Genomic DNA, 13,222 nt, shown 5'->3' with positions numbered 1-13,222 from the left:
TCAAAGACATTGCCGAAATTTTGAACAAAACCGAAAGCGCGGTGAAAATGCAAATAAAACGTGCCAAAGAAAAGGCCCAAAAGGTCAAGGAAGATCTGATGCCGGCCACAAACTAATTCGGCTTATGAATCCTAATAACTTTCAAAGGATGTTCGATGAGGACGCCAACAACATCCCACCTGAAAAGTACGAGCGAATTCTGCACAATGTGTGGGGAAACCTCGGTTTCTTGAGGATGTTAGGCGACGTCGCCGACTTGTACATGTCCCAAATGGTTGGGGTCATGGTCATGGCCGCTGGCGGTAACGACCCCGATCATTCCCAAAATCCCAACCACATTCCACCCAACACCCCGGACCGCCCAGACAGCACTGGCCCCACTGGTGTAGGCCCTCAAAGTCCTGAAATCATTCGATAATAAATCCTTCAACCTAAGCCATCAATTATGAACCTTTTTTTACTAAACATCTCCGACTGGTTCAATGAACTTTACAACAAATATCAACCCATGTTTGACCAATTCTTCATGGGTATGATTGCTTTTGTTCCCAAATTCATCGGCGCTTTGTTGCTCTTATTTTTGGGCTGGTTTCTGGGTAGAATGATTTCACGCTTTTTCCAAAAACTGTTGGAGCGCATTGGTGCGGATAAATTGGGAGACCGCCTCAATCAAATTGATTTTATTGCTCGTTCTCCAGTAAAACTCAAGCCTTCCGCCATGGTAGGCAAGTTTTTGTACTACCTGATCTTTATTTTCTTCTTTATGGCTGCAACCGATACCATGGGCATTACTGCCGTATCGGATATGATCAGCAAAATATTTGAATACCTTCCACGCATCCTCTCCGCATTGGTGGTTTTTGTGATTGGCATCCTGTTTGCCGATATGCTCAAGAAATTGGTACATACTGCTTGTGCATCACTCAATATTCCAGCGGCAGGCCTGATTGCGAATTTTGTCTTTTACTTTGTTTTCATCAATGTGGCCATGATTACATTGTCGCAGGCTGGTATTGATACAAACTTTATCCAGGACAACCTTTCCATCATTCTAGCGGGTATTGTCGGTGCTTTTGCGGTAGGTTACGGTTATGCTTCCCGGCCTTTAGTGGGCAACTTATTGGCAGCCTATTACAACAAAAATAAAGTGAAAGTGGGCGACATCATTTCTATTGATGGCGTAAAAGGTAAAATTGTTGCCATGGACAATTCCACCATGACACTTGATGCCGATGACCGCAAAATAGTCGTACCCCTTAACAAATTGTCCAGCGAGAAATACGAAATATTCAAATAATCCAAAGAACCACAATGAAACAATCACTACGCTACAAACTGCTTTTCCTGTTTGTATGGATTGCCTTTGCCAGTTATGGACAAGAAGCAGCTGTAAAAGACACTTCTTACTGGAAAAGTGGCGCTGGCCTGGCGCTGGCATTCGATCAGTTGCTCAACATCAACCCCCGGCAAGGTGCTGCACAAGATCGCCTGGGATTTGGCGGCGGTATCAACGTATTTGGGAACTACCAAAAAGGACGGGTAGCCTGGAGCAACCTGGGCCAATGGAACTTTGGCGTACAACGCCTGGGTACTGGGGTGGTGCGCATCAACAACACTGCAGCGAACGTACCTTTCCAAAAATCACTGGACGAATTGGTGGTCAGCTCAAAATTGGGCTTCAAAACTGCTGAAAAATCCAAGGTGTTTTATGCTGCTGACTTCAACTTTTTGAGCCAGCTAACGCCCACTTACCAGGGTGGCAGTAGTTTCCCCGGGCTTTTTCTGAACAATGTTGAAGGTTCTTCCCGCCTGGCGCAGCTGTTTTCACCAGCCATCATCAACCTTGCGCTAGGGGTAGATTATAAGCCTAATGCCAAGTTTTCACTTTTCTACTCGCCATTGGGAGCCAAGTGGGTAATCGTGAGTAGCGATGCCATTGCCCTGCGTGGTGTACATGGTAACCCGGTGACCAAAAATGCCCAGGGCAACATCATTGCTGCCGAGAATGTGGATGCGCAATTGGGTAGCCAACTGCGTGCAGTGTACACCAGCAAATTTTTGGGCGACAAACTGGCTTACACCTCCAACCTTTTGTTGTTCAGCAACTACCTGAAAAACCCCCAAAATGTGGACGTAGATTGGCGCAACAGTTTGTCCTGGACCCTGTTCAAAAACTTCCAATTGGGACTGCTCGTCAACTTCTTCTACGACGACGACATGAATATGTTTACTTCTGACTTCAACGCCATCAACGGCATAGAGGTAGATGGCGGCGGCAAGCCTGTAACCGGGCCGCGGCTGAGTGTTACGCAACAGTTGTTGTTGAAGTACGCGATAACTTTTTAAGCAAAACCAGATTTGGTTAAACAAGAAAAGTCCGATGGGCAATTACGCTGATCGGACTTTTTCATTGGTCGTTTTCCCACTGGCTAACAGGCACATTTATTGATAAGGTCCAACTCGAAAAAGGAAAATATAGTAAAAGGAAAATCAAAATGCTCAGGCTACTCAATTCCTCAAAACCTAGTAACCTGAGCTTACATGTCTACCAACTTCACGAGGAAGCTTGCAGAATGCTAATGAAAGTTCCCCCTATTTACATTTTGAAAAGTCGGTTACAGAAGATATTACGGAGGTAATTCAGGAATTGGATTTTGAATCCTGAAAAAAAATTATTCTTTTTTGATTTTCTTTGCAGCAAGCAGTCAAACCAAGATCCATGACCTTCGACCAACCCATTCCAATCCAGGAAATTGCCAAAAAGATCAATGCCGAAATCATTGGCGATGCCACGGCTATTGCTACTGGCATCAATGAGATTCACCAAGTGCGTCCTGGCGACATCACTTTTGTGGACGTAAAAAAGTACTTTGAAAAATCGCTGAGTTCGGCTGCCACTTTTGTGATCCTGAACGAACGGGTCGAAGCCCCTGCAGGCAAAACCTTATTGCTTTGTGCAGAGCCTTTTACGGCCTACAATAACCTTGTGCTGGAGCATCGCCCCTATCAGCAGCAGCACAACAGCATCAGTCCTTTGGCTGAAATTCATCCGAGTGCCATCATTGAGCCCAATGTGGTGATTGGGCCTCATGTGAAAATTGGTCCCAACAGCCACATCATGTCCAATGTTACCATTGCCGAACATACCTTGATTGGGGAAGGGGTAATCGTTCAACCCGGTGCAATCATCGGCACCGAAGCCTTTTATTTCAAACGCAGTGCTGAAGGATTTTTCAAATGGCGTTCAGGGGGGCGAGTGATTCTGGAAGATCGAGTAGATGTAGGCGCTGGATGTACCATCAACAAAGGAGTTTCCAGTGACACCCTGATTGGTGCAGGGACCAAACTCGATAGCCAGGTGCACATTGGCCACGATGTTGTAGTAGGAAAACGTTGTTTGTTTGCAGCTCAGGTTGGGATTGGGGGCAATTGTGTGATTGGTGACGATGTCATTTTGTACGGACAGGTCGGCATAGCCCAAAACCTGCATATCGGAGACAAGGTGGTAGTTTTGGCGAAAAGCGGGGTCTCCAAAGATCTGGAGGAAGGTAAAGTTTATTTTGGCTATCCTGCACAGGAGGCAAGAAACGCCTACAAAGAACTGGCGATGCTCAGAAGAATCACCAATGAAAAATAAACCTGTTGGCAATAAGCCTATCTCACTGCTTCAAAAATCATGTCTAATCTGGTCGGAATTGCAGTAGGAGATACCGCTCCCGGTTTCAGATAAAACAATATCTCCAGTTTGTACCGATCCCGAATCAGGGTACGTCGCAAGTTGGGTAAGGAAGGATTTAAATTGATGCGGGAACCGATCTTCCGCTCATCGTAATATTCTATATAAAAAGCTTCATCGGTAGCGTTGCATACTGTAGACCCGCTCCGACACACCCGAATGGCCACCTGACTTAAAAAGGAATAATCCGCATTGCCTTGGATGGCTTGCAAGGTAGCAGCACGTGGCCGTATTTCCACAATGGTCGCCGTATCGATACCCGCATTTTTAGCCAGTGCGACTACACTGGAGCTCAAGTTGTCCAAGGCAAATACTCTAGGCAAGCCACCACTCAATCCCGCTGGAATCTCAAAGGTAATGTTGGGGACCAGGATTTCAAAAAGGCGCTCCCGCTTGTCCTTTTTACAAGTGGCTAGGAGTAAAAGAAGCAAGATAAAAAGGCAAATTTTGCGCATGCTGGAAAATGTTTTCATCCCTTGTCAAACGTGGATTGAGGATTAAAATTTTTGCATGAACAAGGAATAACAACAATCCTTATTTTGCAGCAAAACTAATTGGCTAAGTCTACACCAATGCTAAACTTTATGCGGGCCTTACTGGCCGACATTGAGGCCATCGAGTACATGCTGGACCACCATTGGTTCGAAACAGGAGTATCCCGCATCGGTGCCGAACAGGAAATTTGTGTAGTAGATGCCAAGACCTATAAACCCCTACCCCTGGCCGTTGAAATTTTGGAAAGTATGCCCAATTGCCCCTGGCTGGACAACGAACTGGCCCGGTTCAACCTGGAAATCAATCTCCAACCCCAGGATTTCACTGGTAACTGTTTTCAAAACATGGAGCAGGAAATCCTGCAACGCCTACAAGAAATTCGCGACAATCTGGGGCCTTTCGACGCCGAACTCCTGCTCACTGGTATTTTGCCTACCATCCGCAAAAACGACCTAGAGCGCCACAATCTGACCCCGCGTGAGCGCTACAATCTCCTCATCGATGCCATGACCGCCCAGCGCAATGGGCAAGCCTTTGAGTTTCGTTTGCGGGGCATTGATGAACTTCAAGTGCGCCACGATACCCCTTTGCTGGAAGCTTGCAACACCAGCTTCCAGATTCACCTGCAAGTCAACCCCGGGGAATATGCCAAGATGTATAATTTTGCGCTGGCCTTGGCTGGCCCTACTTTGGCCCTGGGAGCCAATTCTCCGATCGTTTTCGGGCGCAGATTGTGGCACGAGAGTCGCATTGCTCTCTTTCAGCAGGCTCTGGATGTGCGCACCACCCATGACCACCTGCGCGAACGCAGTACCCGCGTCAATTTTGGCAACAACTGGGTGGAACACTCCATTTTGGACATTTACCGGGATGATCTGGCCCGATTTCGCACCCTGATCGCCCGCGAAAGTGAAGAAAATGTAGAGGAAAAAATTCGCCGGGGTGAAACCCCTCTACTACTCGCGCTGCGCCTGCACAACTCCTCCATCTATCGTTGGAATCGACCTTACTATGGCATCAGTCCAAATGGGAAGCCCCATCTGCGCATCGAAAACCGAATTTTGCCAGCCGGGCCTAGCGTAGTGGATCAAATGGTGAATACCGCGTTTTGGACGGGAGCGATGATTGGCTGTGAACTCCATTACCCCGATGTGCGCCAAAAAATGAGCTGGGAGGATGCACGTTCCAATTTTGAAAAAGCCGCGGCGTTTGGGCTGGACTCCAAATTTTCCTGGTTTGATGGCCAAAAAATCAGTGCGCGGGACCTGTTGCTGCAAGAGTTGATCCCCTTGGCGCGTTTGGGCTTACAGGCCCGCCAGGTAAGCAGTGCCGACATCGACCAATACCTGGGCATCGCCGAAGCGCGGATGAAAGCACATACCAACGGTGCCATCTGGCAGCTCAATAGCTACACCGCTTTGCGCCGCAAGTTACGCGAGGACGAAGCCCTGGTTACCCTTACTGCTGCTATTCATAACCGTCAAAAACAAAACTTGCCTGTGCACGAATGGACCCCACCAAGCGCTCAGGACTTGCCACATTATCGGGCGAACAGCCTCAAAGTGGAAGAGTTCATGACCACCGATTTGTTTACGGTGCAAAAGGACGATCTGATTCATCTGGTTGCCAAATTGATGGACTGGCGACGTGTCCGCTACCTGCCAGTAGAAGACCAAAAAGGACACTTGTGTGGGTTGATTACGGCTCGCCTGGTTTTGCGGCATCTGGCCAAACAAACCGAGTTGGAAGACCCCAGTCTTCAAAGGGTGCAAGACATAATGATTGCCCAACCCGTTTCGGTACACCCGTCCATGCTGATTCTGGATGCCATTAAATTGATGCGGGATAAAAAAATTGGCTGCCTGCCCGTGGTACAAAATGGAGAACTGGTAGGTATCATTACTGAAAATGACTTTTTAGACATTACTGCACGCTTGATTGAGCAGTGGGAAGTTTAAGCAAGGCTACTTGATGATTTAATAAAATTCTGGTAACTTTTTTCCTGTCGTATCTCGTCTCTTTTTTAATTGAACAATAAAATTAACCGTAAAATACAAAAAGAACCTTTGCCGTTTCTAAATCAATCGATTCAATACCAACCTATTGCCTATGAATACCCTTGTCAATTGTGCGGCGGGAACCCTGAGTGTTTATGCTCCCCGCACAGCCAAGCCCTGGGATCGCCGTCGAGTTCAGCACTTGTACCGCAGAATGGGGTTCGGAGCCCAGCCTTCCGAAATTGAAGCAGCCCTCAAGCGAAAACCCGCCGAACTGGTTGACGAGCTGGTCAGTAGCGCGTTCAACCTCGCCTTACCCCCAGCTCCTGCTTGGGCCAATATGCAATACAGCGACTACCAAAATTTTGATCAACAGATTGGCCCGCAATACATTGAGTGGGCTACCCTCTGGATGCGCGACATGTACAAAAATGGGTTTCGGGAAAAATTGGCGCTGTTTTGGCACAACCATTTTGTAACCCAAGGTGAAACGTACGTGTGCCCCTCTTATTTGTACGCCTACCACAAAATTTTGCAGCAATTCTGCCTCGGCGACTTTAAAGCCTTTGTCAAAGCCATAGGGACCACCCCGGCGATGTTGATTTATTTGAACGGGGTACAAAACAATCGCTTTTCTCCCAATGAAAATTATGCCCGGGAATTGTACGAATTGTTCACCCTGGGGCGAGACAATGGATATACCCAACAGGATATTGTGGAAAGCGCCCGGGCCCTGACTGGCTGGAATGGGTTTACCGCCATCTGTGCGCCGATTGGATTTACGAACCAGGGTTTTGATCCGGGCAATAAAACCATTTTTGGTAAAACGGCAGCTTTCAATTACAATACCCTGCACGACCTGCTCTTTCAGGAGCGAGCCGTGCAAATCTCAACTTACATCTGCCGCAAAATTTACCGTCACTTTGTCCACCCCGAGGCCGATGAAAGTATTGTAGAAGGCCTGGCAAAAACCTTCCGCGACAACAATTTCCAAATCGCCCCGGTCTTCCGCCAACTGCTCAAAAGTGAACATTTTTTTGATGATGAAGTCATTGGTACCATCATCAAAAGCCCCATCGAAATGATGGTCAGCTTTTTCCGGCAGGGGGGCTTCGCTTTTGAAGCGCAGGATACAACCCTGGGAGTGGTTTATTTGGCTGGCGAATTGGGGCAACAAATTTTCCAACCCGTTGATGTAGCCGGTTGGCCGGGCAACCGAGCCTGGATATCGAGCGCAACCCTGACTGGACGCTGGGCCTCCATGGATTTGGGCTTGTATGGTTTGTACAATTCCGAACCGGAAACTTACCGCAACCTGGCCAAGGCGCTCAGCCCCAAACACAATGATCCGGAACTCACCGCGAGGGCTATTGTCGACTTTTGGTTACCACGTGGTTTGTACCGTGATGCGGATTATGCATCAGCCATCAAAACCTTCAAATGGGAAGTGCCCGAAACCTATTATGCCAGCGGCTCCTGGAACCTGGATTGGGAATACGTACCCGCACAAGTCGCCTTGCTGATCCAACACATTTCGAGATTGCCAGAGTTTCAATTGGCCTAAGCGTTTATTAATGCTCTAAAACGAATTCACATGCTCAATTATAAAAAAGGCATTTCGCTGAACGACCCGCAGGCCCATGCCCTTTCTCACGAAGCCTGGAACCGTCGCACTTTCCTGCGTATGTTGGGACTGAGTGGTGCGCGCTCCATACTTTTGGGTGGCAACCCGGTTACGGCTCTGGCAAGTTCCAAACTGGCTTCCCTGATCAGCGCCATGGAAGGAGACCGCATCCTGGTGCTCATTCGCCTCAAAGGTGGGAATGACGGCCTCAACACAATCATCCCCGTGTTTGATTACAGCACTTATAAGGCCCTTCGCCCCGGAATTGCCATTCCCGCCAACCAGATCATCAACCTCAATGCCTCCTTCGGCATTCAAAACCGCATGGGGGCACTGGAAAAAATGTGGAAAGATGGCGACATGAAAGTGGTACACAGCGTGGGTTATCCAGAACAAAACCTCTCGCATTTTCGCTCATCCGATATTTGGGCTACTTCGAGCGACGCTCAGGTAGTGGAAACCAGCGGTTGGTTGGGGCGTTGGCTCGAGGATGTCAACCCGGATTACCTGACCAAACCACCCAAAATGCCTCCGGCCATTCAAATCGGTGGTGCGGGCAACCTGGCCTTTACCAACACCAAAAATGACAATATGGCTGTGGTGGTGAACGACCCGGAGGAATTGGCCAGAATTGCCCAAAATGGCCGCCTGTACGATCCAAGCGATGTGCCTGAATGTTATTACGGTGAACAGTTGACTTACCTGCGCACCCTTACCAATGCGACCTTCACTTACGCGCAAGGCATTGAAACGGCCTATAAAACGGGAAAAAACACCGTCCAATACCCCGCTAACCTGGGCGCACAACTGGCCTTGGTGGCTCGTTTGATCAAAGGTGGATTAGGCACCCGTTTGTACATGGTAACCCTGGATGGTTTTGACAACCATGCCGATCAAAACCAGAACCATCCGGCCCTGCTCGAAAACATTGCCCAATCGGTGAGTTTGTTTTATCAGGACTTACAAGCAGGAGGCTGGGCCGAAAAGGTATTGGCAATGACCATTTCCGAATTTGGTCGCCGCCCCGAGCAGAACGCCTCACAAGGAACGGATCATGGTGCAGCTTCACCTTTGCTATTGTTTGGCCCTGGTTTGAATGGTAATGGTTTTGTGGGCCAAAATCCCAACCTAAAGGACCTCGATCAGGATGGCAACTTGAAATTCTCTACCGATTTTCGGCAAATTTACGCTACTGTTTTGGAAAGCTGGTTGTGCATAGATGGGAGCGAGGTAGACCATGTGATGGGCCGAAAATTCAATCGACTGCCTGCCTTGGGGCTTCAATGTTCGGTAAGCACGGGAACCAATGCCGTGCAAACACGTCGGCTCGCACTTAAAGTCAGTACTGCGCCTCGGGAATTGCGCTTGCAATATGAGTTGCCAGAAAGTAGCAATGTGCAGCTGCGGATCGTGGGTGTGACCGGACAGGTGTTGCAGGAGCAAAGCCTGGGCTTGCAGATGGCGGGCGCGCAACAAAGTGCGCTTAGGTTAAAAGACAATATCTTGCCCGGAATCTATATCGTTCAGCTTGCAGCGGGGAGCTGGATGGGAACGGAGAAGGTCTTTTTGCACTAGATCCCTGAGGTGTACCTTCAGTGCCTGAGGTTTCTTAGGTGGTGAAAGAATATTTTTTTACCACCTAAGAAACCTAAGAAACTGAAGAATCACCTTAGAAGCACTCCGATTACCGCATGAACACCGCGTTCCCCATCACCAGCTTTCCATTTTCCCAGAAAGCCCGGAACAGCGGATTGTCCACCAGGTACACCACTGCCCCCGCGCCCTTTTGCTCCTGCGCAAAAACGACGGTATTTTTCTGTTTTTCCTTCGCTTTTGCACCCGCAAAACCAGAAACCATCAATTGCCCACCAATGGTACCCACGTTGGCTGCCCCTTTGAGTGGCTGGTACGCCAGGTCATTGGTTTTGAGCGAGAAATACGTATCGGACAAGCCAAAACCCAGTGGGTGCGTATTGTCAATTTTTACCTTAAAAATCGCGCCAGGGATATTGCTGCTTTGGGCCCGGCGCTCTTCACCAGCATAATCCAGCAAGCGGGCGGCCATGGTGGCTTCGTCTGCAGCACGTTCAGCTTTTTTCTTGTCATCATCATTCGCAAAACGAGTCAGGGCAAAACCTTTACGCTCCTGCAAGCTACCCAAGGCATCTCCGATGGCAATCAAACGGCCCCCAGCGCTGACCCAAGTGCTGATTTTTTCCAAAACTGCATCGCTCAAACGGTAACGACCTTCTGGCATAATGAGGGTATTGTAGGCACTCAGGTCCAGGCGATCCAGGCGGTTGGCGTCCAGTACGGTGTGTGGGTACTGCAATTCCTGGTCAAAGTAATACCAGACCTGGCCAAATTCGTTGTTGGACGTTTGATCCCCGCTCAGGATGGCCACTTCGGGGCGCTGGATGAAGCTGTAGTTGCTGGAGCCAAAGTCGCTGCCACTGTCAGCAAAACCTGTATTTACGGAGTTTAGCTCCTGATCAAACTGGCGGGCCGCAGCCTCTACAATCTGACGGTAAGCTGGCGACATTTTGCGGTTGTCCCCTTCCGAGATCACCAAGGTACCCCTGCCGTAACTTTTGCCTTCCACACTAAAGGGCGACTGAGCATAACGCACCTTCACGCCTTTTTTCAAAATAGCTGCCAAAAACTTGACGTTGGTGCTGCTGTGCCAGGAGGCCAGGTAGGCGTAAGGTTTGGCGTTGCTTGGAATGGGGTTCGTGGTAAAAGTATAGTTGCCATCGGGATCGAGCCGTTGGGTGCTGGCATATGCTTCCAGCCCATAGGCGTAGGGTAGCGCCCAGGCAGTGATGTCGTAGGTCAAAGAGTCGACCAAATCGGCAGCTGGTTCCAACAGAATTTGGGCGAGGGTGCCTCGGGTCTGGTACGCACTTACGACCAAATCATTGGGTTCAACCTTCAGGGTGACCGTTTTGCCCGTTTGATAATCATAGGCAGTCAGGCTACTGGTTTTGCCTGCCTTACCGTATTTGACCTGATTGCGGTCGAGCAACTCGCAGAAGGTTTTGATCCGCCCTTTCGCGTTGGTGCCTTTGATTACAAAACTTTTGTACTGCCCTGGAGGATTGGTCCGCGCCCGCTGGAAGAACTCAATAAAGTTTTTGTTCAGTTGCGCGGTGTTTTTAGAGGCGGTTTCAATGGTGGCAAGGGAAGCCGTATAGTGGTGCATCACCCGATCTTTCAGCTTAAGGGTGTCGCCATTGCGCAGGGTAAGCGCCAGGCCAGCCCCAATTCCACCTTGCTCGTAAGTCATACCAATAGCACCATTGTACATCGGATAAGTGTCGCCGTAGCTGGGATACAACAGGTCGAACACCTCTTTGGTGAAGTACAACCAACCTTCCTGGTCAAAGTATCTGGCGTTGTTTTTGCCAATTTGCACCTGAAAATCCCGCTGCCACTGGGTAATGTAGCGGTGATAAGGTTGGGCTGCAGGTGCAAAATAATAAGGGCTATTGGGGCCTTGTTCGTGTACGTCAACGTGTACCTGAGGCATCCACTCGTTGTATTTGATGAGGCGTTGGCGGGTTTCCACCTGTGTTTGCCAGGCCCAGTCGCGGTTGAGGTCAAAGTTGTAGTGGTTGACCCGACCACCAGGCCATGGCTCCTGGTGTTCGCGGGCGTTGAAGTTTACGTTGGGCGAAGTACCCACTACGTTGCGGTACCAGTGGGTATAACGGGAGTTTCCATCCGGGTTAATACAAGGATCAATGATGATGAGGGTATTGTTGAGCCAGTCTTTGGTAGAGCGGTTTTGGGGATTGACCAATTCATAAACCACTCTCAAGCAGCTTTCGGCACCAGCAGCTTCATTACCGTGTACAGAATAACTCAACCACACAATGCTGAGATTGTCCAGACTGGGATCGGTATTGCCCTCAAGCAAGCCAGCCCGGCGCAGGTTGTTTTGGCGAATGGCTTCGAGTTTGGCCAGATTGGCCTCAGTAGAAATAAACGCCAATTGCAGCAGGCGCTTTTGGTTGGTATAGCCATAAGGCTGCAGGATGATGTTTTTGCTGTTGGCAGCCACGTGTTGGTAGTAACTGACCTGCATTTCGTGGGGGGTAAAATGTTCACCCCATTTGTGGGGTAAAAACTGGTCGGGAGATTGCAACTGGGCTTTGGATACCTGAAGAAGGCTAAAAAAACAGAGGAGGAGGAGGAGAAGTGGTCTCATACGAATGTTGGTTTTTTAGACCTTCTGATTGGAAAGTCTATTGGTTATGCCACAAATAAAGAAGACACTAAGCAAAGCATTTTTCGCTTTGTTTCTTAGTGTCTTCAAGGTTAAATGTCAAAAATGACAGCTATTTTCCTTTTTCGATTAATACACACTTTCCACAATTTTGCGGATAGTAGGTGCGTCGCCCATCGTATAATAGTGCAAACAAGGCACCCCGGCCGCTTTAAGCTCTTTGGACTGCGCCGAACACCATTCCACGCCCACCTGACGGCGAGCTTCCGGCGTTTCTGCTTTGGAGAACTCTTTCACCAGTGCCTCGGGCAAGTCGATGAAAAAATGCCGGGGGATGGAGCTCAATTGGTACTGCTTGGTGATGGGTTTTAAACCCGGAACAATAGGGATATTGATGCCTGCAGCCCGGCAATTGGCCACATAGTCAAAGTAATGCTTGTTGTCAAAAAACATCTGGGTGACGATGTAATTTGCTCCAGCGTCTACCTTGGCTTTGATCCAGGCCAATTCGGATTCGATATTGGGTGCCTCAAAATGTTTTTCGGGGTAGCCCGCGATGCCAATACAAAAATTGGTGCGTTGCCCATTTTCGATATTGGTATCGAGGTACTTGCCATGATTCATGTCGTCGATTTGTTTGACCAACTCCAGTGCATATTCGTGGCCCCCGGGTTCAGGTTCAAACTTGGTATCGAACTGCCGGGCATCACCACGCAAGGCCAGGACGTTTTGCACATTGAGGAAGTTAAGATCAATGAGCGCGTCTTCCGTTTGCTCGCGGGTGAAACCTCCACAAAGCAGGTGAGGTACAGCATCTACTCCATAACGGTTCATGATGGCCGCACAGATCCCTACGGTACCTGGACGTTTGCGGATGGCCACTTTTTCATAATAACCCGCCGGGTTTTGCTTGTAGACATATTCTTCGCGGTGATAGGTCACATCGATGAAGGGAGGTTTGAATTCCATGAGGGGATCCAGGCCTTTAAAGATGTCCTGCATGCTACCGCCCTTGAGCGGAGGAAGAATTTCAAAAGAGATGAGGGTTTGCCCCTGCGCTTTTTCGAAGTACTCGGTGACTTTCATCGGTGGTACAAGTGTCGGTGATGCCTGACGATACGGTCATTGGCGGAGCAAAACTA

At 49.0% G+C, this 13,222-nt stretch carries 10 protein-coding genes; 7 read left to right on the top strand and 3 right to left on the bottom strand.

The annotated features are described in order from the left end of the window. Window positions 1–124: 124 nt before the first annotated feature. The 4 genes from SFV55_RS07855 (at window position 125) to SFV55_RS07840 (ending at window position 3,637) form a co-directional block, all read left to right on the top strand. The gene (locus tag SFV55_RS07855; protein WP_320028934.1) at window positions 125–418 is read left to right on the top strand and encodes a hypothetical protein; all 294 of its coding nucleotides are present in this window, start codon (window positions 125–127) and stop codon (window positions 416–418) included. Window positions 419–445: 27 nt separating this feature from the next. Beyond that, window positions 446–1,297 carry a mechanosensitive ion channel family protein gene (locus SFV55_RS07850; protein WP_320028933.1) on the top strand — a complete coding sequence of 284 codons (852 nt, stop codon included), beginning with the start codon at window positions 446–448 and terminating at the stop codon, window positions 1,295–1,297. A gap of 14 nt (window positions 1,298–1,311) precedes the next feature. Further along, window positions 1,312–2,346, top strand: a complete 1,035-nt coding sequence (locus tag SFV55_RS07845; protein ID WP_320028932.1) for a DUF3078 domain-containing protein — start codon at window positions 1,312–1,314, stop codon at window positions 2,344–2,346. 373 nt (window positions 2,347–2,719) lie between these two features. Continuing rightward, window positions 2,720–3,637, top strand: coding sequence for a UDP-3-O-(3-hydroxymyristoyl)glucosamine N-acyltransferase (locus SFV55_RS07840; RefSeq protein ID WP_320028931.1), 918 nt, complete (start codon window positions 2,720–2,722; stop codon window positions 3,635–3,637). Window positions 3,638–3,654: 17 nt separating this feature from the next. On the opposite strand, the gene SFV55_RS07835 is transcribed toward SFV55_RS07840, so the two are convergent. Further along, window positions 3,655–4,191: a hypothetical protein gene (locus SFV55_RS07835; RefSeq protein ID WP_320028930.1), complete on the bottom strand. Its 537-nt coding sequence runs from the start codon at window positions 4,189–4,191 to the stop codon at window positions 3,655–3,657. A gap of 117 nt (window positions 4,192–4,308) precedes the next feature. Between SFV55_RS07835 and SFV55_RS07830 the strand changes: the two genes are divergently transcribed. From SFV55_RS07830 to SFV55_RS07820, 3 genes are all read left to right on the top strand, one after another. Then, entirely contained in the window at window positions 4,309–6,189 is a 1,881-nt protein-coding gene (locus tag SFV55_RS07830) for a CBS domain-containing protein (protein WP_320028929.1), read from the top strand. Between the two features lie 151 nt (window positions 6,190–6,340). Continuing rightward, window positions 6,341–7,792: a DUF1800 domain-containing protein gene (locus SFV55_RS07825; RefSeq protein WP_320028928.1), complete on the top strand. Its 1,452-nt coding sequence runs from the start codon at window positions 6,341–6,343 to the stop codon at window positions 7,790–7,792. Window positions 7,793–7,822: 30 nt separating this feature from the next. Further along, window positions 7,823–9,427, top strand: a complete 1,605-nt coding sequence (locus tag SFV55_RS07820; protein WP_320028927.1) for a DUF1501 domain-containing protein — start codon at window positions 7,823–7,825, stop codon at window positions 9,425–9,427. Window positions 9,428–9,536: 109 nt separating this feature from the next. Here the strand turns inward: SFV55_RS07820 and SFV55_RS07815 are convergent, their stop codons facing one another. Together SFV55_RS07815 and metF are read right to left on the bottom strand one after the other, a co-directional pair. Beyond that, on the bottom strand, window positions 9,537–12,062 hold the full coding sequence (locus SFV55_RS07815; RefSeq protein WP_320028926.1) for a M14 family metallopeptidase: 2,526 nt from the start codon (window positions 12,060–12,062) through the stop codon (window positions 9,537–9,539). Window positions 12,063–12,209: 147 nt separating this feature from the next. Beyond that, window positions 12,210–13,166, bottom strand: a complete 957-nt coding sequence (metF, locus tag SFV55_RS07810) for a methylenetetrahydrofolate reductase [NAD(P)H] (protein ID WP_320028925.1) — start codon at window positions 13,164–13,166, stop codon at window positions 12,210–12,212. Window positions 13,167–13,222 lie beyond the last annotated feature (56 nt).

This window comes from Haliscomenobacter sp. (assembly GCF_033763495.1).
Classification (GTDB): Bacteria; Bacteroidota; Bacteroidia; order Chitinophagales; family Saprospiraceae; genus Haliscomenobacter.
The sequence above is the reverse complement of the archived record's forward strand: the minus strand, read 5'-3'. Positions and strand labels throughout refer to the sequence as shown.